The following is a 23,451-nucleotide window of genomic DNA, read 5'->3' on the forward strand; positions in this document are numbered from 1 at the left end:
GATGTCAGCGGCAGATCGTCAGGACAGGCCCATTTTCATGCGGGCGACATAGAGGGAGAGGATCGCGGCGTTGGAGACGTTGAGCGATTTGATCTCTCCAGGCATGTCGAGGCGGGCGAGGGTATCGCAGCTTTTGCGCACGCCTTCGCGCACACCTTTTCCTTCAGAGCCAAGTACGAGCAGGGTCTTATCTGTAAAAGCGGTGTTTTCGACAGCTTCCGGGCCTTCACTGTCCAGAGCGATGGCCTGATAGCCCTTGTCGCGCATTTCTTCCACGAAGCGGGACATATTCTGAATGCGCACGTGTTTGATCATGTCCAGCGCGCCGCTTGCGGTTTTAGCAAGAACCGGACCTTCTTCAGGTGCGTGGCGGCGGGTGGTGACAACGGCGTCGGCATTCAGCGCAACGGCGGAGCGCAGGATCGCGCCTACATTGTGCGGGTCGGTGACTTGATCCAGTGCGAGGACCAGCTGACCGTCCTTGAGTTCTTCCGGGCCGTACTCGGGCAGGGCGTCGACCAGAAGGGCGGCGCCCTGGTGGACGGCGTCTTTGCCGACGAGCTTGTCGATATCGCGCGGGCTGGCGTCTTCAACCGGAACATCAATCTTCAGATTGCGCTCTTCCAGTCGGCGCAGGGCATTTTGCGTCACAACGAGCTTGTGGCGTTTGCGCTCCGGGTTTTTGAAGGCTGCTTCAATGGTGTGGAGGCCATATATATAGAATGGGCCGTCTTCAGCAGCTGATTTCTTCTGCCAGGGCTTGCCTTTTGAAAAGCTGCCGCCAGAGGATTTTCCGTCCGGGCGCTTTTTCTTATAGGGCCGGTCGTTGCCCTGTGTCGGGCTCCAACGGCTGCCGCCTGTGCTCTTTTGATTTTTAAAGTTGCTCATAGGCTCTCGATACTCTGGTCAAGATCAGGCTTCAAGGGAATAAAGAGGGGAGACTAAACATTCCTTTTTTATGCCTTTGAGAAAAAGAAAGTGCGCGGCCTTTTAAATGGGTTGAAGAACGGGGTGATCAGATCGTTTTCCAGAAAAAAGAATTTACGTCAAAATTGCCGGGTTCACTGTGAAGAGCTGTGATTTAGCAAGGTTCTACGTAAAATCCGTCGGTTAGTTTTCCGACAAAAAAGGGGGAAAACTATCTGCCTTGTTGATTTTGCACAGGCACTTGCAAAAGAGGCGTTGACAGATGGCGTTCTCAGCGGCATAAACCGCGCCACAGGACGCGGCGCAACTGCTTGTCAGTTAAGCGGCGTGTTTCGCAAAACGAGTTTCAAAAAGTTCTCTTTTGGAGAATTTTTCGTCGATCTCGGAGGAGTGCCCGAGTGGCTAAAGGGGGCGGACTGTAAATCCGCTGGCTATGCCTACGTTGGTTCGAATCCAACCTCCTCCACCATCGACAGGAAATTGGTATTGCGGGTGTAGCTCAATGGTAGAGCAGAAGCCTTCCAAGCTTACGACGAGGGTTCGATTCCCTTCACCCGCTCCAAGATCTCGAAAGTCGCTTTGAGAATTTATCCTAAAGAATCCTTGGGGTCCTCATTTGGGTGGCTCCGAGCCTTGATCGACGGAACTACGATTAAATAGAGAGCTACGCCCATGGCGAAGGAAAAATTTGAACGTAATAAGCCGCACGTCAACATCGGCACAATCGGCCACGTTGATCACGGCAAGACTACGCTGACTGCTGCTATCACCAAACAGTTTGGTGACTTTAAAGCATATGACGAAATCGACGGTGCTCCTGAAGAGCGCGCACGTGGTATCACCATTTCCACAGCGCACGTTGAGTACGAAACCGACGCTCGTCACTACGCACACGTTGACTGCCCAGGCCACGCTGACTATGTGAAAAACATGATCACCGGTGCTGCGCAGATGGACGGCGCGATCCTCGTTGTTAACGCTGCTGATGGCCCAATGCCACAGACTCGTGAGCACATCCTGCTTGCACGCCAGGTTGGCGTTCCTGCACTGGTTGTCTTCATGAACAAAGTTGACCAGGTTGACGATGAAGAGCTTCTCGAGCTTGTAGAAATGGAAGTTCGTGAACTTCTGTCTTCCTACGAATTCCCAGGCGACGATATTCCAATCATTGCTGGTTCTGCTCTTGCAGCTCTGGAAGATCGCGATGCAAACATTGGTTCCGAGAAAATCGCTGAACTGATGGCTGCAGTAGATGAGTACATCCCAACTCCAGACCGTCCACGCGATCAGGCATTCCTTATGCCAATCGAAGACGTGTTCTCCATCTCCGGTCGTGGTACCGTTGTTACCGGTCGCGTTGAGCGCGGTATCATCCACGTTGGTGATGAAGTTGAGATCGTCGGCATCAAAGAAACAGCTAAAACCACTGTTACCGGTGTTGAAATGTTCCGCAAGCTGCTCGATCAGGGTGAAGCAGGCGACAACATTGGTGCACTGATCCGTGGTGTTGGTCGTGAAGAAGTTGAGCGTGGCCAGGTTCTGTGTAAGCCAGGTTCCGTTACTCCTCACACCAAGTTCAAGGCTGAGGCATACATCCTCACCAAAGAAGAAGGTGGTCGTCACACCCCATTCTTCACCAACTACCGTCCACAGTTCTACTTCCGTACAACTGACGTGACTGGTGTTGTTTCTCTGCCAGAAGGCACAGAAATGGTGATGCCTGGTGATAACGTTGCTGTCTCCGTTGAGCTGATCGTTCCGATCGCTATGGAAGATGGTCTGCGCTTCGCTATCCGTGAAGGCGGTCGTACCGTCGGCGCTGGTGTGGTAGCTGAAATCATCGAATAAAGACTTTTTAAGTCTTTACATATCGTGCCGCGGTGTGTATTGCGGCACGGTTCCTTCCGGCGAAACGCTTTGTTGGTAGGAAAAGGTTTTTGTCCCGAACGGGACATTGTAGGGGTATAGCTCAGTTGGTAGAGCGACGGTCTCCAAAACCGTAGGTCGCGGGTTCGAGCCCTGCTGCCCCTGCCATCTCTTCTTATCGAGAAAAATCTTGATTAATCGAAGTTGGTGGCATATGAAGAGTTTTTCAGGGATAGGGCGCGTGGAAGAATCTACGCGCCCACCTGTCGTGTAATGGGCCGGGACCGGATGGCAAAAACCAATCCTTTTACATTTATCCAGCAAGTTCGTTCGGAAACTGCGAAGGTAACTTGGCCGACGCGTAAGGAAACTGGTGTGACCACGCTGATGGTTTTCATCATGGTTTTCCTGGCGGCGATGTTCTTTCTTGCTGCTGACCAGCTGATGAGCTGGGGTATCAGCCTAGTGCTTGGCTTTTAATAGCATTTCAGGCAATTCTAGTAGGAACAGGATTTAAGATGGCTAAGCGCTGGTATATTGTTCACGCTTATTCGAATTTCGAGCGTAAAGTTGCTGAAGCGATTAAAGAAAGAGCTCAGCAGCAGGGGCTTGAAGATTCATTTGACGAAGTTCTGGTTCCGACCGAGAAATTCGTAGAAGTACGTCGCGGTCGCAAGGTTGATTCCGAGCGCAAGTTCTTCCCAGGCTACGTTCTGGTGAAGATGGAAATGAGCGACGATGCTTATCACCTGATCAACGATACGCCGAAAGTTTCCGGCTTCCTTGGTAACGACAAGAAGCCAATGCCGATTTCTGAGGCTGAGGCGCAGCGTATTCTTAATCAGGTTCAGGAAGGTGTCGAAACTCCGAAACCTTCTGTCAGCTTTGAAGTTGGTGAACAGGTTCGCGTCAGCGATGGCCCGTTTGCTTCCTTCTCTGGTCTCGTCGAGGAAGTCGATGAGGAGCGGGCACGTCTGAAAGTGACTGTGTCCATCTTCGGCCGGGCTACACCGGTTGAGCTTGAATACGGACAGGTCGACAAAGTCGGTTAAGTCCGGGTTGGGGCGGCAGGTGAGGCGCACTTTCGTCAGTGCACCGGAAGCCAGACCGCCCGCTCTCTTATCCAGTGAAGCGCCTTTGGTGACTTCACAGATCCATTCTGGAGAGAATTATGGCGAAAAAGATTGAAGGCTATCTAAAGCTTCAGGTGCCAGCAGGTTCTGCTACACCATCCCCACCAATTGGTCCTGCGCTGGGTCAGCGCGGTCTGAACATCATGGAATTCTGTAAGGCGTTTAACGCTAAGACCCAGGATGTTGAGAAGGGTGCTCCTTGCCCAACCACCATCACTTATTATTCCGATAAGTCTTTCACATTTGAGATCAAGACTGCTCCAGCTTCTTTCTTCATCAAGAAAGCTGCTAAGATCAAGTCTGGCTCTCAGACACCTGGTCGCGGTACTGTTGCGTCCATCACTAAAGCTCAGGTTCGTGAGATCGCTGAAGCTAAGATGAAAGACCTCAACGCTAACGACGTCGAAGCAGCAATGCTGATGATCGAAGGCTCCGCCCGTTCCATGGGTGTGGAAGTTACGGAGTAATAGATCATGGCTAAAGTAGGTAAGCGCATTAAAGCTGCTCGCGAAGGTGTAGATCGCAACAAAGAGTACGCAGTTAGCGAAGCTCTCGAGCTGATCAAATCCAACTCCACTGCGAAGTTTGACGAGACTGTTGAAGTTGCAATCAACCTTGGTGTTGACCCACGTCACGCTGACCAGATGGTTCGTGGTGCATGTGTTCTGCCAAACGGTACCGGTAAAACTGTACGCGTTGCAGTATTTGCTCGTGATGCGAAAGCTGACGAAGCTAAAGCTGCTGGCGCTGACATTGTTGGTGCAGAAGAGCTGGTTAAAGAAGTTCAGGGTGGTACCATCAACTTCGATACCGTGATCGCAACACCTGACATGATGCCACTGGTTGGTCGTCTTGGTAAGGTTCTTGGCCCACGCGGCATGATGCCAAACCCTAAGGTTGGCACTGTGACCCCAGACGTGACCAAGGCTGTTAAAGACGCTAAAGGTGGTTCTGTACAGTTCCGCGTTGAAAAAGCTGGTATCATCCACGCTGGCGTTGGCAAAGCTTCCTTTGAAGCTTCCAAGCTGGAAGAGAACGTAAAAGCTCTCGTTGATGCAGTGATCAAAGCTAAGCCATCTGGTGCGAAAGGTACCTACGTTAAGCGCGTAGCACTTTCATCCACGATGGGACCAGGCGTAAAGGTTGAACTCGGCTCCATTACCGAGTAAACACCTCGCCTATAAGAGTTACCTCCCGCTTTTATGTGGGAGGTTTTACCGCTGAAAGACTGTTATGGTCCTTCGGCATCCCTGTCCGAGACTGCAGGTGCCAACATTCGTTGGTTTAAGTTTTCGCTAAGAAAGGCCTGCATAGATGGAGAAGAACTGATTTGGTTGATATGCACACTTGCACTTCAACCTTGCGGTTCGAACCAAATTGCCTTGCTGCGTCTCTCCGGCGCGTAAGGGGACAGGACCCTAATCGTCGTTGTCGAGGTTGGGTTTAACCCAATTTTGATGCGGCAAAGGCAAACCGGCGGCAATGAGAATTGCTGCCAACTGGAGAAGGCAAGTGGAAAGAGCGGATAAGCAAAAGTTCGTCAGCGATTTCAACGAAGTGTTGTCTAACACTGGTGTTGCTGTCGTTGCGCACTATGCGGGCCTTTCAGTTTCTCAGATGACTCAGCTGCGTGCTGATGCTCGTGAAGCTGGCGGCACCGTAAAGGTTGCTAAAAACCGTCTTGTCAAGCTTGCCCTTCAAGGCACTGAACTTGAGCACATCAGCGACCTGTTCAAAGGCCCAACTGTCATCGTTTATTCCGATGATCCAGTTGCTGCGCCTAAGGCTGCTGCTAACTTCGCTAAGGCTAACGAAGACTTCGTAATCCTTGGTGGTGCTCTTGGTTCAACTAACCTGGACACTGCTGGTGTTAACGCACTGGCAACGATGCCGTCTCTGGACGAGCTTCGTGGCAAGCTGGTTGGAATGATCCAGACCCCAGCTTCCCGTATCGCTCAGGTTACAAGCGCACCGGCCGGGCAGCTTGCTCGCGTCTTCAATGCGTACGCCGAGAAGGACCAAGCCGCGTAAGGCGGAACCACACAATTTTTGTCAAAACCGAAAACGGTTCGAACAACAAGGTAATGAAAAATGGCTGATCTCGCAAAGATCGTAGAAGAACTCTCTGCACTGACCGTTATGGAAGCTGCTGAGCTGTCCAAAATGCTCGAAGAAGAGTGGGGCGTTTCCGCTGCTGCTCCTGTAGCTGTTGCTGCTGTTGCTGGCGGCGAAGCTGCTGCTGCTGAAGAAAAGACTGAATTCGACGTTGTCCTGGCTGACGCTGGCGCGAAGAAGATCAACGTAATTAAAGAAGTACGTGCTATCACCGGTCTTGGCCTGAAAGAAGCTAAAGAGCTCGTAGAAGGCGCTCCAAAGCCAGTTAAAGAAGGCGTAGCAAAAGACGAAGCTGAAGAGCTGAAAAAGAAGCTCGAAGAAGCTGGTGCAAAAGTAGAACTCAAGTAATCCTGAGTTCTTCAGATATTGGTCCCGGAGCGATCCGGGACCTTTTCCGTACCCTGGCGGGTTTCCCGGCCGGGGTAAACGTCCCGACGGGGGAGGGTGCCGCAAGGTGCCTTTAGTGGACGGTTCTGAGAAGCTACGTTTTCTGCCAGGTGCAGGGCGTCGTTTTTCTGAACCGTCACCTTGAGTGATACGAGGAGCGACAATGACGCAGACGTTCAACGGTCGCAAGCGGGTCCGTAAATACTTCGGATCCATCCGCGATGTAGCGGCTATGCCAAATCTTATCGAAGTGCAGAAGGCGTCTTATGACCAATTCTTGCAAGTTGATAAGGTAGAAGATAGCCGCGTTGACGAAGGCCTAGAGGCCGTATTTAAGTCCGTATTCCCCATTTCGGATTTTGCAGGCAATTCCCTTCTTGAATTCGTAGATTACGAATTTGAAGCACCAAAGTATGATGTGGAAGAGTGCCGCCAGCGTGATATGACTTACGCTGCGCCACTGAAGCTGACGCTTCGCCTCATCGTGTTTGATGTGGATGAAGATACTGGCGCAAAATCGGTTAAAGACATCAAAGAACAAGATGTCTACATGGGCGATATTCCGTTCATGACCGATAACGGTACCTTTGTGATCAATGGTACAGAGCGCGTTATCGTGTCTCAGATGCACCGTTCCCCGGGTGTATTCTTCGACCATGACAAAGGTAAGACCCACTCTTCCGGTAAACTGCTGTTTGCCGCACGTGTGATTCCTTACCGTGGTTCCTGGCTCGACATCGAATTCGATGCGAAGGACATTGTCCACGCACGTATCGACCGCCGTCGTAAGATCCCAGTGACATCCCTGCTGATGGCGCTTGGTCTGGACAGCGAAGACATCCTGAACACCTTCTACAAGCGTATCGATTACGTTCGCTCCGGCGAGAACAGCTGGTCTGTTCCGTTTGATGGCGCTCGTCTGAAGGGCACCAAAGCCGTCAACGACATGGTTGATGCTGCTTCCGGTGAAGTGGTTGTAGAAGCTGGTAAGAAAATTACCGCTCGTACAATCCGTCAGCTGACTGAAAAGGGCGTTAAGTCCCTGAAGGGCACTGATGAGGATCTGTACGGCCAGTACCTTGCTGAAGACATTGTCGACATGGGTACCGGTGAGATCTACGCTGAAGCTGGTGAAGAGCTGACTGAAAAGCTGCTCCACGAGCTGATCGAGCGTGGCTACCACGATCTTCCTGTTCTGGATATCGACTACGTTAACGTTGGTCCTTACATCCGCAACACACTTGCAGCCGACAAGAACGACAGCCGCGAAGGTGCTCTGTTTGACATCTACCGCGTGATGCGTCCTGGTGAGCCGCCAACCCTCGAAACAGCTGAGGCTATGTTCCAGTCTCTGTTCTTCGATGCTGAGCGCTACGACCTGTCTGCTGTTGGTCGCGTGAAGATGAACATGCGTCTTGACCTTGAGTGTGAAGACACTGTTCGTGTTCTGCGTAAGGAAGACATCCTATCTGTTATCGGCCTGCTGCTTGACCTGCGTGATGGTCGCGGCGAAATCGATGACATCGACAACCTTGGCAACCGTCGTGTTCGTTCTGTTGGCGAACTGATGGAAAACCAGTACCGTGTTGGCCTGCTGCGCATGGAACGTGCGATCAAGGAGCGTATGAGCTCTGTTGAGATCGACACTGTGATGCCTCAGGATCTGATCAACGCAAAACCTGCTGCGGCTGCTGTGCGCGAGTTCTTCGGTTCTTCCCAGCTGTCCCAGTTCATGGACCAGACCAACCCACTCTCTGAAGTCACGCATAAGCGTCGTCTCTCAGCGCTTGGCCCAGGTGGTTTGACCCGTGAGCGCGCAGGCTTTGAGGTTCGCGACGTTCACCCAACTCACTACGGTCGTATCTGTCCGATTGAGACACCGGAAGGTCCGAACATTGGTCTGATCAACTCACTGGCGACTTTTGCGCGTGTGAACAAGTATGGCTTCATTGAAAGCCCATACCGCCGCGTGATTGACGGTAAAGTGACCAAGGACGTTGTCTATCTCTCCGCTATGGAAGAGAGCAAGTACTACGTTTCTCAGGCAAACGCTGAGATGAACGAAGATGGTAGCTTCGTGAACGACCTGGTTCAGTGTCGTCACGCAGGTGAAAACATCTTGGTCACCTCTGACCGCGTTGATCTGATGGATGTGTCTCCTAAGCAGCTGGTTTCCGTTGCTGCGTCGCTCATTCCGTTCCTTGAGAACGATGATGCGAACCGCGCACTGATGGGTTCCAACATGATGCGTCAGGCTGTGCCGCTCGTTCGTGCGCAGGCTCCATTTGTTGGTACCGGTATGGAACCAATCGTTGCTCGTGACTCTGGTGCTGCTATCGGCGCACGTCGCGGCGGTGTGGTTGACCAGGTTGACGCAACACGTATCGTTATTCGTGCAACGGAAGATCTGGATCCTTCCAAGTCCGGCGTAGACATCTACCGCCTGATGAAGTTCCAGCGTTCCAACCAGGACACCTGTATCAACCAGCGTCCGCTGGTGAACGTGGGTGACCGGGTTCGCAAGGGCGATATCATTGCAGACGGTCCTTCGACTGATCTGGGTGATCTGGCGCTTGGCCGTAACGTTATGGTCGCATTCATGCCTTGGAACGGCTACAACTTCGAGGATTCCATCCTTCTGTCCGAGCGCATCGTTCGCGATGACGTATTCACCTCTATCCACCTCGAAGAATTCGAAGTGATGGCGCGTGATACGAAGCTTGGCCCTGAAGAAATCACTCGCGATATTCCTAACGTTTCTGAAGAAGCGCTGAAGAACCTCGATGAAGCTGGCATCGTGTATGTTGGTGCTGAGGTGAAACCAGGCGACATTCTCGTTGGTAAGATCACTCCAAAGGGCGAAAGCCCAATGACACCAGAAGAAAAACTTCTGCGTGCGATCTTCGGTGAGAAAGCTTCTGATGTTCGTGACACATCCCTGCGTCTGTCTCCAGGTGTTGTCGGTACTGTTGTTGAAGTTCGTGTATTCAACCGCCACGGTGTTGAAAAAGACGAACGCGCAATGGCTATCGAGCGCGAAGAGATTGAACGTCTTGCGAAAGACCGTGACGACGAACAGGCAATTCTTGACCGTAACGTCTATGGCCGTCTGGCTGAGATGATCATGGGTCATGTGGCTGTTGGTGGTCCGAAGAACTTCCGCAAGGGTGTTGAGATCGACGGAAACGTTCTGAACGAGTTCCCACGTTCTCAGTGGTGGCAGTTTGCTGTCGAAGACGAGCAGCTGATGAGCGAGCTGGAAGCGCTTCGTGGTTCTTATGACGAGAGCCGTAAGCGTCTTGAGCAGCGCTTCATCGACAAGGTTGAGAAGCTGCAGCGTGGTGATGAATTGCCACCTGGCGTAATGAAGATGGTTAAGGTCTTCGTTGCGGTTAAGCGTAAGATTCAGCCAGGCGATAAGATGGCTGGTCGTCACGGTAACAAAGGTGTGGTCTCCAAGATCAATCCATGTGAAGACATGCCATTCCTCGAGGATGGTCAGCACGTGGACATTGTTCTGAACCCACTGGGCGTGCCGTCCCGCATGAACGTTGGTCAGATTCTTGAAACGCACCTTGGCTGGGCTTGTGCCGGCATGGGCCAGAAGATCGGCGAGCTTTACGATGAATATCGTAAGTCTGGCGAGATCGAACAGCTCCGCGGCAAAGTTGTCGAAATCTACGGCGATAACCTGAAGGGTGAGCCGGTTAAAGAATACGACGACGAAGGCATTGCGAAACTTGGTGAGCAGCTGCGTCATGGCGTTTCCATCGCGACTCCGGTCTTCGATGGTGCACGTGAGCCAGACGTTGTTGACATGCTGAACATCGCTGAGATGAAGCCATCCGGTCAGTCAACTCTGTTTGACGGACGTACCGGTGAGCAGTTCGACCGTCAGGTCACTGTTGGTTACATCTACATGCTCAAGCTTCACCACCTGGTTGACGACAAGATCCACGCGCGTTCTATCGGACCTTACTCTCTTGTTACTCAGCAGCCGCTGGGTGGTAAGGCACAGTTCGGTGGTCAGCGCTTCGGTGAGATGGAAGTGTGGGCGCTTGAAGCTTATGGCGCAGCGTACACCTTGCAGGAAATGCTCACAGTTAAGTCTGATGACGTGGCTGGTCGTACCAAGGTTTACGAAGCAATCGTCCGGGGTGACGACACATTCGAGGCGGGCATTCCGGAGAGCTTCAACGTTCTCGTCAAGGAAATGCGTTCCCTGGGCCTCAATGTCGAGTTGCAGGATAAGGAACCGCGTCATTCGACCAATGATGACGCTGAAGCAATCGATGCCGCGGAATAAGACCTTTCAAGGTATTTCGCTGTAAGTCATGTATTCATGCCGGAAGAGGGGAGCCTGCTAACTAGCACGCTCCCCAAACCGCGCATTTTAGGAGAGAGCTGATGTCGCAAGAGGTCATGAACCTGTTCAATCAACAGGCTCCCGCACAGACCTTCGATCATATCCGCATCTCGATCGCCAGCCCGGAGAAAATTCTGTCCTGGTCGTTCGGTGAGATCAAAAAGCCGGAGACGATCAACTACAGAACTTTCAAGCCAGAGCGCGACGGGCTGTTCTGTGCTCGGATTTTCGGTCCTATCAAGGACTATGAGTGCTTGTGCGGTAAGTATAAGCGCATGAAATATAAAGGCGTTATCTGTGAGAAGTGTGGCGTTGAAGTCACCTTGTCCCGTGTACGCCGTGAACGTATGGGCCACATTGAGCTTGCTGCTCCTGTTGCGCATATCTGGTTCCTGAAGTCGCTGCCATCCCGTATCGGCATGCTGCTGGATATGACGCTTAAGGATCTTGAGCGCATCCTGTACTTCGAGAACTACGTTGTTATTGAGCCAGGCCTTACTCCTTTGAAGCTGCGTCAGCTGCTTTCTGAAGAAGAGTATGTTGCTGCTCAGGACGAATACGGTGAAGACAGCTTCACTGCTATGATCGGTGCTGAAGCGATCCGCGAGATCCTTGCAAGCATGGATCTTCAGCGTGAATCTGAAAAGATCCGTCAGGAAATCGCAGAAGCGACTACTGAGCTGAAGCCTAAGAAACTGGCTAAGCGTCTGAAGGTTGTTGAGGCGTTCATCGAGTCCGGAAACCGTCCTGAATGGATGATCCTGACTGTTGTTCCAGTCATTCCACCGGATCTTCGTCCGCTGGTTCCACTGGACGGTGGCCGTTTTGCGACGTCTGACCTGAACGATCTTTATCGTCGTGTGATCAACCGTAACAACCGTCTGAAGCGTCTCATTGAACTGCGTGCGCCGGATATCATTATCCGTAACGAAAAGCGTATGCTTCAGGAGTCCGTGGATGCGCTGTTCGACAACGGTCGTCGTGGCCGTGTGATCCAGGGTGCAAACAAGCGTCCTCTGAAGTCCCTCTCAGACATGCTGAAGGGTAAGCAGGGTCGTTTCCGTCAGAACCTTCTTGGTAAGCGCGTGGACTACTCCGGTCGTTCCGTTATTACCGTGGGTCCTGAACTGAAGCTGCACCAGTGTGGTCTGCCTAAGAAGATGGCGCTTGAGCTGTTCAAGCCGTTCATCTACTCCCGTCTTGACGCGAAGGGCTATTCTTCCACTGTTAAACAGGCGAAGAAGCTCGTTGAAAAAGAGCGTCCGGAAGTTTGGGATATCCTTGATGAAGTGATCCGTGAGCACCCAGTTCTTCTGAACCGTGCGCCTACGCTTCACCGTCTTGGTATTCAGGCATTCGAACCAACCCTGATCGAAGGTAAGGCAATCCAGCTGCACCCGCTCGTCTGTTCCGCGTTTAACGCTGACTTCGACGGTGACCAGATGGCTGTTCACGTTCCGCTTTCACTGGAAGCGCAGCTTGAAGCCCGTACTCTCATGATGTCTACCAACAACATTCTGCACCCGGCGAACGGTGGTCCGATCATCGTACCGTCTCAGGATATTGTTCTTGGTCTCTACTATCTGTCCATCATGGCAGAAGGTGAGCCAGGAGAAGGCATGGCCTTCGGTAACATGGGTGAGCTGCATCACGCGCTTGAGAACGGTGTTATCACTGTTCACTCCAAGATCCGTGGCCGCTTCAAGACTGTTGATGAGCTGGGCAACCCAACCTCTGAAATCTATGAGACCACTCCAGGTCGTCTGATGATTGCAGAGCTGCTGCCTAAGCACTTCGAAGTTCCGTTTGACGTCTGTAACAAGCTGATGACGAAGAAAGAAATCTCTAAGATGATCGACACGGTTTACCGTGCTTGTGGTCAGAAAGAGACAGTCATCTTCTGTGACCGCGTTATGCAGCTGGGCTTCAAGAACGCATGTCGCGCTGGTATCTCCTTCGGTAAGGATGACATGGTTATCCCTGGCACCAAGGCGAAGCTGGTTGATGACACCGCGGCGATGGTTGCTGAATACGAGCAGCAGTACAATGACGGTCTGATCACCCAGGGCGAGAAATACAACAAGGTTGTTGACGCCTGGGCGAAATGTACCGACAAAGTTGCTGATGAAATGATGGGCCGCATCTCTGCGACCGAGTTCGAAGAGGACACAGGTCGTCAGAAGCAGATGAACTCTGTTTACATGATGGCTCACTCCGGTGCTCGTGGTTCTCCAGCACAGATGAAGCAGCTAGGTGGTATGCGTGGTCTGATGGCGAAGCCGGACGGCTCCATCATCGAAAACCCGATTATCGCGAACTTTAAAGAAGGTCTGTCGGTTCTCGAGTACTTCAACTCCACCCACGGTGCCCGTAAGGGTCTTGCCGATACGGCGTTGAAGACTGCGAACTCCGGTTATCTGACCCGTCGTCTGGTTGACGTGGCACAGGACAGCATCATTCTTGAAGTTGACTGTGGTTCCGAAGGTGGCATCACTGTTCAGCCGATCGTTGATGCTGGTAACGTGATCGCGACCCTTGGTATGCGTGTTCTGGGCCGTACGGCTGCAGAAGACGTGGTCAACAACAAGACCGGTGAAGTGATCGTTCCTAAGGGACGTTTGATTGACGAGAAGGACGTTGAGCAGATTGAAGCTGCCAAGGTTCAGATGGTCAAGATCCGCTCCGTGCTGACCTGTGAAACCAAGACCGGTGTATGTGCGACCTGTTATGGCCGTGACCTTGCACGCGGTACTCCGGTGAATATCGGTGAGGCTGTTGGTGTTATCGCTGCGCAGTCCATTGGTGAGCCTGGTACTCAGCTGACCATGCGTACGTTCCACATTGGTGGTACGGCACAGGTTGTTGACAGCTCCTTCATCGAATCCAACTTCGAAGGTACTGTGACAATCCGTAACCGCAACGTGGTTCGCGACTCTGACGGCAACAACATCGTCATGGCACGTAACATGTCTGTTGTGATTGTCGACAGTGACGGCAACGAGCGTTCTTCTCACCGTCTAACTTACGGTGGTAAGGTCTTCGTTGACGAAGGCGACACCATCAAGCGTGGTGACCGTATTTCCGAATGGGATCCATACACCCGTCCGATCCTGACCGAAGTTTCCGGTCGTGTGGGCTTCGAAGATCTGGTGGATGGTGCGTCTGTTCAGGAAACCGCCGATGAGGCGACCGGTATCACCAAGCGTGTGGTCATTGACTGGCGTTCTGCTCAGCGTAGTGCTGATCTGAAACCTGCGATGGTTGTTCAGGACGAAAACGGTAAGATCAAGAAGCTGGCTCGCGGTGGCGATGCACGTTCTCTGCTCTCCGTTGACGCAATTCTGTCCGTTCAGCCGGGCGACATGGTTTCTGCCGGTGACGTTCTTGCACGTATTCCTCTGGAATCTGCGAAGACGAAAGACATTACCGGTGGTCTGCCACGTGTTGCGGAACTGTTCGAAGCACGTCGTCCGAAGGATCACGCGATTATCGCTGAAACCGACGGTACGATCCGCTTTGGCCGAGACTACAAAAACAAGCGCCGTATCATCATCGATCCTACCGATGAGAGCCTGGAGCCTGTTGAGTACCTCATTCCGAAGAACAAACACTTCCACCTGCAGGAAGGTGACACCATCGAGAAGGGTGAATACCTGATCGACGGTAATCCGGCACCGCATGACATTCTGGCGATTAAGGGCGTTGAGGCACTGGCTGCCTTCCTCGTCAACGAGATCCAGGAAGTTTACCGTCTGCAGGGCGTGGGCATTAACGACAAGCACATCGAAGTGATTGTTCGTCAGATGCTCCAGAAAGTTGAGATCACCGATCCGGGCGAAACAGAGTTCTTCTCTGGTGAGCAGGTTGATAAGATCGACTTCGAAGAAGCAAACCAGCGTGCAATCGATAATGCACGTGACCCTGCTAAGGGTGTTCCAGTTCTGCTGGGTATCACCAAAGCAAGCTTGCAGACTCGTTCGTTCTTCTCTGCTGCATCGTTCCAGGAGACAACTCGCGTTCTGACCGAGGCAGCTGTCTTCGGTAAGATCGATCCTCTGGATGGTCTGAAAGAGAACGTGATCGTTGGTCGTCTGATCCCAGCGGGTACAGGCGGAGCGATGAACCGCACTCGCAAGATCGCGACCCTGCGTGATGATCTCATTCAGGATGCCCGCCGTGCAGCTTCAACTGCAAACACTGCGGACTCCATGCTGGAAGATTTCAGCCGCGGCGAACAGTTCTAATGGTTCGGTAAAATACAATTCCGGTGAAGCCGCCCTTCGGGGCGGCTTTTCCATTTTGATGCGTGATTGGTGATTTAGATGAGTATGCCGATCCGCGATGAAGGAAATAAGATGTCTGATCTGAACGAAATCGAAAACGGCGAAGACACTCCTCCAGTTGTCTACCTGATCATGGGTCGTGCCTGGAAAGAGGAAGACGGCGAAGAAGAAGATGGTGTTCCATTCCATGTCATGGTGACTGCGCCGGATGATGATGGTGCCGTTCGCCGTGCAGTGGAAGCGCTGGGTGAACAGGGTTATGCGGATGCAGCTCTGGATCAGCTCGGATATATCACTGAGGTTCCGGAGGAAGAGTTCTTCGTGCAGCCTTACAAAGATGCGCTGGCTGGCAACGTCTCCGTCATCACCTTCTAAGGTGTGTCGGCATTACGCTTTAAAGTGATGTGAGTGATCCGATTTTGGATTTTTGAAAAGGAGAGGGCGACCTCTCCTTTTTTGTGTTTGGGGGAGAGGGGACAAGGCGGTGTGTTGCCGGTGCAGTATTTGCACTTAAGTGGCTAATTGAAATCCGGTTAAAGCCATAAGAATCAAATGGCTTGGGCAGGTGACGATGAGTCAGAGTAGGGATGTGCTTAACTTCCTTTTAATCTTCAGAGTCAAACTGAAATGAACACTTAAGCGCTTCCAAATTTTGGGGTCTTTTGCGAGGAAATAGCTGAAATTGCCTGAATCTTGGGATACACCGCATGAATCTGAGAGTCTTCGGCCAAGAATCTCTTGGAAGGGACTTGACGAACAGTGTCTTGATGAGTAGTTTCCGCGCAACCTTATGGCAGGCAGTAAGCAATGTCCTTCTCCTGAGGCGCCTCGCCTCGGAGTACTGAAGCTTAAACGCTGTCGGGTTCAAAGGCGAATACAAGTCGAATGCAAGACCGCGGACCTGTCCGTGGTCCTCTGGTTTCGCAGCGCCCTCCGCGGATGTTTTGTTCGTGGACTTGGTGCGCGTGCGTATGTCTACCAGAAACTGCGTCCGGTCGAAGAGCAAAAGTAGTTAAAGGGCAAATTATGCCAACGATCAACCAGTTGATCCGCAAGCCGCGCCAGGTGCCGGCGAAGCGGAACAAAGTTCCAGCGATGGAAGCATGCCCGCAGAAGCGCGGCGTGTGTACTCGCGTTTATACCACCACTCCTAAGAAGCCAAACTCAGCGCTTCGTAAAGTGGCTAAGATCCGTCTCACCAACGGTTTCGAAGTTATTGGTTACATTCCGGGTGAAGGTCACAACCTGCAAGAGCACTCCGTTGTCATGATCCGTGGTGGTCGTGTAAAGGATTTGCCAGGTGTTCGTTACCACATCATCCGCGGCGTTCTTGACACCCAGGGTGTTAAAGATCGTAAACAGCGTCGTTCCAAGTATGGCGCTAAGCGTCCGAAATAATAGGATATAGACCGATATGTCCCGCCGTCACGCCGCTGAAAAGCGCCAAGTTATTCCGGATCCAAAGTTCGGAGACATCATCGTTACTAAGTTCATGAACGCAGTAATGCTCGATGGTAAAAAATCCACCGCAGAACGCATCGTATACGGTGCATTCGACGCGATCGAAGCTAAAGCTAAGGCTAACCCACTCGAGATGTTCCATCAGGCGCTCGAAAACGTTATGCCACAGGTAGAAGTTCGCTCCCGTCGTGTTGGTGGTGCAACCTATCAGGTTCCAGTCGAAGTTCGTGCAGAGCGTCGTCAGGCACTTGCTATCCGCTGGCTGATTTCTGCAGCTCGCGGTCGTAACGAAACCACAATGGTTGGTCGTCTTTCCGGCGAACTGCTTGATGCAGCTAACAACCGTGGTAACTCCGTTAAGAAGCGCGAAGACACCCACCGGATGGCTGAAGCTAACCGTGCGTTCTCGCACTACCGTTGGTAATCTGTCTAGATAGAGGCTGACGCTATGTCACGTACGCACAAAATCGAGGACTACCGTAACTTCGGCATCATGGCACACATTGATGCTGGTAAGACGACTACTACAGAACGTATTCTGTACTACACAGGTAAGTCCCACAAGATCGGTGAAGTTCATGATGGTGCTGCTACCATGGACTGGATGGAGCAGGAGCAGGAGCGTGGTATTACCATTACCTCTGCTGCTACCACTGCGTTCTGGAACGACAAGCGCCTGAACATCATTGACACCCCAGGTCACGTTGACTTCACTATTGAAGTTGAACGTTCCCTGCGTGTGCTCGATGGCGCTGTTGCTCTTCTGGATGCGAACGCTGGTGTTGAACCTCAGACTGAGACCGTATGGCGTCAGGCTGACAAGTACAACGTTCCACGCATGATCTTCGTCAACAAGATGGACAAGCTCGGTGCTGATTTCTTCCGCTGTGTAGAAATGATCGAGAAGCGTCTTGGCGCAACCCCACTCTGCCTGCAGCTGCCAATCGGCGCTGAGTCCGAGTTCCAGGGCGTTGTTGACCTGATGAAGATGAAGGCACTGGTTTGGAATGGTGAAGCTCTCGGCGCAAGCTGGGATGAGCTGGACATTCCTGCGGACCTTGCTGACCAGGCTGCTGAATACCGCGACAAGCTGGTTGAGACTGCAGTTGAAGTCGACGAAGAAGCAATGGAAGCTTACCTGGAAGGCGAAGAGCCATCCTTTGAAAAGCTTCAGGAGCTGATCCGTAAAGGTACCATCGCTGGTGAATTCGTTCCTGTGCTTTGCGGTACCGCATTTAAGAACAAAGGTGTTCAGCCTCTGCTCGACGCAGTTGTTGACTACCTGCCTTCTCCAGTTGAAGTTCCTGCTATTAAAGGCATCGATGCTAAGACTGAAGAAGAAACCGTACGTGAATCTTCTGACGAAGAGCCACTCGGTATGCTCGCATTTAAGGTAATGAACGACCCGTTCGTTGGTTCCTTGACATTCGCTCGTATTTACTCTGGTGTTCTGACAAAAGGTTCTTCTGTCATGAATACCGTTAAAGGTAAGCGTGAGCGCGTCGGTCGTATGATGCAGATGCACTCGAATTCCCGCGATGACATTGATGTAGCTTACGCAGGCGACATCGTGGCTATCGCAGGCCTGAAGGACACCACCACTGGTGATACTCTTTGTGATCCTCTCAAGCCGGTTATCCTGGAGCGCATGGAGTTCCCTGATCCGGTTATCGAGATCGCTGTAGAGCCTAAAACCAAAGGTGACCAGGAGAAGATGGGTATCGCCCTGAACCGCCTGGCTGCTGAGGATCCGTCCTTCCGCGTTAAGACAGATGAAGAATCCGGCCAGACCATCATTGCTGGTATGGGTGAACTTCACCTGGATATCCTTGTTGATCGCATGAAGCGTGAATTCAAGGTTGAGGCAAACATCGGTGCACCTCAGGTTGCTTACCGTGAGACCATCACCAAGCCTGCAGATGTGGATTATACCCACAAGAAGCAGTCCGGTGGTACTGGTCAGTTTGCTCGCATCAAACTCTCAATCGAGCCGAATGAAATCGGTGCTGGTTTTGCGTTTGATAACACGATCGTTGGCGGTAACGTTCCTAAGGAATACATCCCTGGTGTTTCCAAAGGTATCGAATCCGTCATGTCTTCCGGTCCACTCGCTGGCTTCCCGATGGTCGACATTAAAGCGGTACTCACCGATGGTGCTTACCACGATGTTGACTCTTCTGTGCTCGCGTTTGAGATCGCAGGTCGTGCAGGTTTCCGCGAAGCTGTGGCTAAAGCAGGTCCAAAGCTTCTCGAGCCTATCATGAAGGTTGAGGTTGTCACTCCAGAAGACTATATGGGTGACGTGATTGGTGATCTGAATTCCCGTCGTGGACAGATTGCTGGTACCGAAAACCGCGGTGTCGTGACCGTTATCACTGCTATGGTTCCGCTGGCTAACATGTTTGGCTACGTAAACAACCTACGTTCCATGTCCCAAGGACGTGCGCAGTATTCCATGGTGTTCGATCATTACGACCAAGTCCCGCAGGCTGTTGCTGACGAGGTTATGGCGAAATACGCCTAACCTCACCACAATTAGTCAAAGGGATTCAAGAGAGAACGGAGAGATCCGATGGCAAAAGAAAAATTTGAGCGTAATAAGCCGCACGTCAACATCGGCACAATTGGCCACGTTGACCACGGCAAAACTACTCTGACCGCTGCGATCACCAAACAGTTCGGTGACTTCAAAGCATATGACGAAATCGATGGTGCTCCTGAAGAGCGCGCACGTGGTATCACCATTTCCACAGCGCACGTTGAGTACGAAACCGACGCTCGTCACTACGCACACGTTGACTGCCCAGGCCACGCTGACTATGTGAAAAACATGATCACCGGTGCTGCGCAGATGGACGGCGCGATCCTCGTTGTTAACGCTGCTGATGGCCCAATGCCACAGACTCGTGAGCACATCCTGCTTGCACGCCAGGTTGGCGTTCCTGCACTGGTTGTCTTCATGAACAAAGTTGACCAGGTTGACGATGAAGAGCTTCTCGAGCTCGTAGAAATGGAAGTTCGTGAACTTCTGTCTTCCTACGAATTCCCAGGCGACGATATTCCAATCATCGCTGGTTCTGCTCTTGCAGCTCTGGAAGATCGCGATGCAAACATTGGTTCCGAGAAAATCGCTGAACTGATGGCTGCAGTAGACGAGTACATCCCAACTCCAGACCGTCCACGCGATCAGGCATTCCTTATGCCAATCGAAGACGTGTTCTCCATCTCCGGTCGTGGTACCGTTGTTACCGGTCGCGTTGAGCGCGGTATCATCCACGTTGGTGATGAAGTTGAGATCGTCGGCATCAAAGAAACAGCTAAAACCACTGTTACCGGTGTTGAAATGTTCCGCAAGCTGCTCGATCAGGGTGAAGCTGGCGACAACATTGGTGCACTGATCCGTGGTGTTGGTCGTGAAGAAGTTGAGCGTGGCCAGGTTCTGTGTAAGCCAGGTTCCGTTACTCCTCACACCAAGTTCAAAGCTGAGGCATACATCCTCACCAAAGAAGAAGGTGGTCGTCACACCCCATTCTTCACCAACTACCGTCCACAGTTCTACTTCCGTACAACTGACGTGACTGGTGTTGTTTCTCTGCCAGAAGGCACAGAAATGGTGATGCCTGGTGATAACGTTGCTGTTTCAGTTGAACTTATCGTGCCAATCGCTATGGAAGATGGTCTGCGCTTCGCTATCCGCGAAGGCGGTCGTACCGTCGGCGCTGGCGTTGTAGCTGAAATCATCGAATAAGAATTGAGTTTGGGCTGCGGTTCGACTTTATGTTGAACCGCAGTCGCCTTACTCAGTTAAGGATTAGTCATGAACGGTCAGAATATTCGGATCCGCCTGAAGGCGTTTGATCACCGTGTTCTTGACGCTTCCACTAAGGAAATCGTGAACACGGCGAAACGGACCGGCGCGCAAGTGCGTGGGCCAGTTCCGTTGCCGACGCGGATTGAGAAGTACACCGTACTTCGCGGACCGCATGTTGATAAAAAGAGCCGCGATCAGTTCGAAATGCGCACTCATAAGCGCCTTCTCGACATCGTCGATCCAACACCACAGACAGTAGATGCTTTGATGAAGCTCGACCTGGCTGCTGGCGTTGACGTCGAGATCAAGCTCTAAGTGCGGCAAGGGGACACAGTAATGCGTTCTGGAGTGATCGCACAGAAGGTGGGTATGACCCGTATCTATAACGAGGCAGGTGAACACGTGCCCGTTACAGTACTGCGTCTAGACAACTGTCAGGTTGTTGCTCACCGGACGGCAGAAAAGAACGGCTACACTGCGCTTCAGTTGGGCGTAGGTGCAGCAAAAGTTAAGAACACGAACCGCGCAATGCGTGGCCACTTTGCAGTTGCAAAGGTTGAGCCTAAGCGCAAACTCGCTGAGTTCCGTGTTTCTGAAGAAAACATGATCGAAGTTGGTGCTGAGCTTACTGCTGACCACTTCCTTAACGGTCAGTTTGTGGATGTAACCGGCACCTCTATCGGTAAGGGCTTTGCTGGTGCGATGAAGCGTCACAACTTCGGTGGTGGTCGCGCTTCTCATGGTGTGTCTATTTCACACCGTGCGCACGGTTCTACCGGTCAGTGTCAGGATCCAGGTAAGGTGTTCAAAGGCAAGAAAATGGCCGGTCACCTTGGTGCAGAACGCGTCACCACTCAGAACCTGAAAGTTGTACGTACTGACGTAGAACGTGGTCTGATCATGGTTGAAGGTTCCGTTCCTGGTTCTAAAGGCGGTTGGATCCTGGTTCGTGATGCAATTAAGAAGTCTCTGCCAGAGAACGCTCCTGTACCAGGTGCATTCCGTCAGAACTCTGCTGTTGCAGCGGCTGAAGCTGGGAAGGAAGGTGAGTGATGGAACTCGAGGTTAAAACCCTCGGCGGCAAAGCTGCGGGTTCGATCACAGTGTCTGACGAGATCTTCGGTCTCGAGCCACGTATTGACCTGATCCAGCGCGTTGTTCGCTGGCAGCTTGCAAAGCGCCAGGCTGGTACTCATAAATCTCTGGGTCGCTCAGAGGTAAACGGTACCACCAAAAAATTCGTACGCCAGAAAGGCTCTGGCGGCGCACGTCACGGTAACCGTAAAGCTCCTCAGTTCCGTGGTGGTGGTAAGGCATTTGGTCCAGTTGTGCGTGAACACGCTCACGATCTTCCTAAGAAGGTTCGTGCTCTGGGTCTGAAACATGCCCTGTCTGCAAAAGCAGCTTCCGGCAATCTCTATATTGTTGAAGATGCAAAAGCAGCAGAAGCCAAAACCAAGGCTCTGAAAGAACAGCTCGGTTCTCTCGGTTTGACCAGTGCGTTGTTCGTGGACGGTGCAGAAGTAGATGCAAACTTCGGTTTGGCTACTCGCAACATTCCACTCGTAGATGTACTGCCAGTTCAGGGTATCAACGTTTACGACATTCTTCGTCGTGATACGCTTGTCCTGACCAAAGCGGCAGTTGCAGCTTTGGAGGAGCGCTTCTAATGAGCAAGCTCGTTCACTACGACAAAATCGTATCTCCGGTGATCACTGAGAAAGCTACTTTTGCTTCTGAAGAGAACAAGGTTGTTTTCAAAGTTGCTCTCACCGCAACTAAACCGGAAATCAAAGCAGCTGTTGAGTCTCTGTTTGGCGTTAAAGTCAAAGCAGTCAACACACTGGTTCGCAAGGGTAAAACCAAGCGCTTCAAAGGTGTTGTCGGCAAGCAGAACGACTTCAAAAAAGCTGTGGTCACTCTGGAAGATGGTCAGTCCATCGACGTGACGACCGGTCTTTAAGGGGTAGGACAAAATGGCACTTAAGACATTTAATCCGACATCTCCTGGCCGTCGTCAGCTGGTCCAGGTAGACCGTTCTGATCTTTGGAAAGGCAAGCCAGTCAAGAAATTGACTGAAGGTCTGTCCAAGTCCGGTGGTCGTAACAACTACGGTCGTAAGACTGCAAACAACATTGGTGGTGGTCACAAGCGTACCTACCGCCTGATCGACTTCAAGCGTCGTAAATTCGACGTTGTCGGTACTGTTGAGCGTCTGGAATACGATCCAAACCGTACCGCTTTCATCGCTCTCATCACTTATGATGATGGTGAGCAGGCATACATCCTGGCTCCACAGCGTCTTGCTGCTGGCGACAAGATCATTGCTGGTGAAGCTGTGGACATCAAGCCGGGCAACGCTATGCCACTGGCTTCTATCCCAGTCGGTACGATCATTCACAACATCGAGATGAAGCCAGGTAAAGGCGCGCAGATCGCTCGCTCCGCTGGTGCTTACGCTCAGATCGTTGGTCGTGACGCTGGTTACACTGTAATCCGTCTTCTGTCTGGTGAGCAGCGCCGTGTACTCGGCACCTGCATGGCCACAGTTGGTGCAGTATCAAACCAGGATCACGCTAACATCAACCTGGGTAAAGCAGGTCGTTCTCGTTGGCTGGGCCGTCGCCCACACGTTCGCGGTGTTGCTATGAACCCGATCGACCACCCGCACGGTGGTGGTGAAGGTCGTACTTCCGGTGGACGTCATCCGGTTACTCCTTGGGGTAAACCGACCAAAGGTAAGCGCACACGACGTAATAAAGCTAGCGATAAGTTTATCGTACGCTCACGTCATGCGCGGAAGAAGTAAGGGGAACGGATCGTGGCACGTTCGATCTGGAAAGGGCCGTTCATTGACGGTTACCTCCTGAAGAAAGCGGAAAAGGTTCGCGAGTCCGGCCGTAACGAGGTCATCAAGACCTGGAGCCGCCGCTCCACCATTCTTCCGCACTTTGTGGGGTTGACTTTTGGCGTCTACAACGGTCAAAAGCACATTCCTGTTTTGATCAGCGAAGACATGGTAGGTCACAAGCTGGGCGAGTTCGCTCCAAGCCGCACCTACTACGGTCATGGCGCTGACAAAAAGGCGAAGAGGAAATAAA

21 protein-coding genes and 3 tRNA genes are annotated in these 23,451 nt (G+C 52.1%); 23 read left to right on the forward strand and 1 reads right to left on the reverse strand.

Annotation, left to right across the window (positions count from 1 at the left end):
* Positions 1-18: 18 nt before the first annotated feature.
* A complete protein-coding gene (locus PJE062_RS07130; protein WP_008547945.1) occupies positions 19-888 on the reverse strand; it encodes an RNA methyltransferase in 870 nt (289 codons plus the stop codon).
* Between the two features lie 423 nt (positions 889-1,311).
* Between PJE062_RS07130 and PJE062_RS07135 the strand changes: the two genes are divergently transcribed.
* From PJE062_RS07135 to rpsS, 23 genes are all read left to right on the forward strand, one after another.
* Positions 1,312-1,396 (forward strand) — tRNA-Tyr (locus tag PJE062_RS07135).
* A gap of 19 nt (positions 1,397-1,415) precedes the next feature.
* Positions 1,416-1,489: transfer RNA gene (locus PJE062_RS07140), tRNA-Gly, on the forward strand.
* A 110-nt stretch (positions 1,490-1,599) separates the two neighbouring features.
* Positions 1,600-2,775, forward strand: a complete 1,176-nt coding sequence (gene tuf, locus PJE062_RS07145) for an elongation factor Tu (RefSeq protein WP_008547473.1) — start codon at positions 1,600-1,602, stop codon at positions 2,773-2,775.
* Between the two features lie 110 nt (positions 2,776-2,885).
* A tRNA-Trp gene (locus tag PJE062_RS07150) sits at positions 2,886-2,961 on the forward strand.
* Positions 2,962-3,081: 120 nt separating this feature from the next.
* Positions 3,082-3,273 carry a preprotein translocase subunit SecE gene (secE, locus tag PJE062_RS07155; protein ID WP_008547777.1) on the forward strand — a complete coding sequence of 64 codons (192 nt, stop codon included), beginning with the start codon at positions 3,082-3,084 and terminating at the stop codon, positions 3,271-3,273.
* A 38-nt stretch (positions 3,274-3,311) separates the two neighbouring features.
* Complete coding sequence (gene nusG / locus PJE062_RS07160; protein WP_008548007.1) at positions 3,312-3,845, forward strand: transcription termination/antitermination protein NusG; 534 nt, start codon at positions 3,312-3,314, stop codon at positions 3,843-3,845.
* Between the two features lie 119 nt (positions 3,846-3,964).
* Entirely contained in the window at positions 3,965-4,393 is a 429-nt protein-coding gene (rplK, locus tag PJE062_RS07165) for a 50S ribosomal protein L11 (protein WP_008547769.1), read from the forward strand.
* A 6-nt stretch (positions 4,394-4,399) separates the two neighbouring features.
* On the forward strand, positions 4,400-5,095 hold the full coding sequence (rplA, locus tag PJE062_RS07170) for a 50S ribosomal protein L1 (protein ID WP_008547898.1): 696 nt from the start codon (positions 4,400-4,402) through the stop codon (positions 5,093-5,095).
* A 343-nt stretch (positions 5,096-5,438) separates the two neighbouring features.
* On the forward strand, positions 5,439-5,957 hold the full coding sequence (gene rplJ, locus PJE062_RS07175; RefSeq protein WP_014286303.1) for a 50S ribosomal protein L10: 519 nt from the start codon (positions 5,439-5,441) through the stop codon (positions 5,955-5,957).
* Between the two features lie 60 nt (positions 5,958-6,017).
* Positions 6,018-6,389: a 50S ribosomal protein L7/L12 gene (gene rplL, locus PJE062_RS07180; RefSeq protein ID WP_008547926.1), complete on the forward strand. Its 372-nt coding sequence runs from the start codon at positions 6,018-6,020 to the stop codon at positions 6,387-6,389.
* A gap of 202 nt (positions 6,390-6,591) precedes the next feature.
* On the forward strand, positions 6,592-10,734 hold the full coding sequence (gene rpoB / locus PJE062_RS07185) for a DNA-directed RNA polymerase subunit beta (protein ID WP_008547999.1): 4,143 nt from the start codon (positions 6,592-6,594) through the stop codon (positions 10,732-10,734).
* Positions 10,735-10,835: 101 nt separating this feature from the next.
* Positions 10,836-15,038 carry a DNA-directed RNA polymerase subunit beta' gene (gene rpoC / locus PJE062_RS07190; RefSeq protein WP_008547643.1) on the forward strand — a complete coding sequence of 1,401 codons (4,203 nt, stop codon included), beginning with the start codon at positions 10,836-10,838 and terminating at the stop codon, positions 15,036-15,038.
* A 78-nt stretch (positions 15,039-15,116) separates the two neighbouring features.
* Positions 15,117-15,452, forward strand: a complete 336-nt coding sequence (locus PJE062_RS07195; RefSeq protein WP_244421324.1) for a regulator — start codon at positions 15,117-15,119, stop codon at positions 15,450-15,452.
* A 651-nt stretch (positions 15,453-16,103) separates the two neighbouring features.
* A complete protein-coding gene (rpsL, locus tag PJE062_RS07200; protein ID WP_008548005.1) occupies positions 16,104-16,475 on the forward strand; it encodes a 30S ribosomal protein S12 in 372 nt (123 codons plus the stop codon).
* A gap of 16 nt (positions 16,476-16,491) precedes the next feature.
* On the forward strand, positions 16,492-16,962 hold the full coding sequence (gene rpsG, locus PJE062_RS07205; protein WP_008547975.1) for a 30S ribosomal protein S7: 471 nt from the start codon (positions 16,492-16,494) through the stop codon (positions 16,960-16,962).
* 24 nt (positions 16,963-16,986) lie between these two features.
* Positions 16,987-19,062: an elongation factor G gene (gene fusA, locus PJE062_RS07210; RefSeq protein ID WP_008547931.1), complete on the forward strand. Its 2,076-nt coding sequence runs from the start codon at positions 16,987-16,989 to the stop codon at positions 19,060-19,062.
* 48 nt (positions 19,063-19,110) lie between these two features.
* On the forward strand, positions 19,111-20,286 hold the full coding sequence (gene tuf, locus PJE062_RS07215; RefSeq protein ID WP_008547473.1) for an elongation factor Tu: 1,176 nt from the start codon (positions 19,111-19,113) through the stop codon (positions 20,284-20,286).
* 69 nt (positions 20,287-20,355) lie between these two features.
* Positions 20,356-20,664, forward strand: coding sequence for a 30S ribosomal protein S10 (gene rpsJ, locus PJE062_RS07220; RefSeq protein WP_008547405.1), 309 nt, complete (start codon positions 20,356-20,358; stop codon positions 20,662-20,664).
* Between the two features lie 21 nt (positions 20,665-20,685).
* A complete protein-coding gene (rplC, locus tag PJE062_RS07225; RefSeq protein ID WP_014286298.1) occupies positions 20,686-21,402 on the forward strand; it encodes a 50S ribosomal protein L3 in 717 nt (238 codons plus the stop codon).
* On the forward strand, positions 21,402-22,019 hold the full coding sequence (rplD, locus tag PJE062_RS07230; RefSeq protein WP_008547526.1) for a 50S ribosomal protein L4: 618 nt from the start codon (positions 21,402-21,404) through the stop codon (positions 22,017-22,019). The genes rplC and rplD overlap by 1 nt, the downstream gene beginning before the upstream one ends.
* Complete coding sequence (locus tag PJE062_RS07235) at positions 22,019-22,312, forward strand: 50S ribosomal protein L23 (protein ID WP_008547868.1); 294 nt, start codon at positions 22,019-22,021, stop codon at positions 22,310-22,312. The genes rplD and PJE062_RS07235 overlap by 1 nt, the downstream gene beginning before the upstream one ends.
* A gap of 13 nt (positions 22,313-22,325) precedes the next feature.
* Positions 22,326-23,159 carry a 50S ribosomal protein L2 gene (gene rplB, locus PJE062_RS07240; RefSeq protein ID WP_008547462.1) on the forward strand — a complete coding sequence of 278 codons (834 nt, stop codon included), beginning with the start codon at positions 22,326-22,328 and terminating at the stop codon, positions 23,157-23,159.
* A gap of 12 nt (positions 23,160-23,171) precedes the next feature.
* A complete protein-coding gene (gene rpsS / locus PJE062_RS07245) occupies positions 23,172-23,450 on the forward strand; it encodes a 30S ribosomal protein S19 (RefSeq protein ID WP_008547370.1) in 279 nt (92 codons plus the stop codon).
* The last annotated feature ends 1 nt before the right edge of the window (position 23,451 follow it).

Origin of the sequence: Pseudovibrio sp. JE062, from assembly GCF_000156235.1 — a bacterium.
Classification (GTDB): domain Bacteria; phylum Pseudomonadota; class Alphaproteobacteria; order Rhizobiales; family Stappiaceae; genus Pseudovibrio.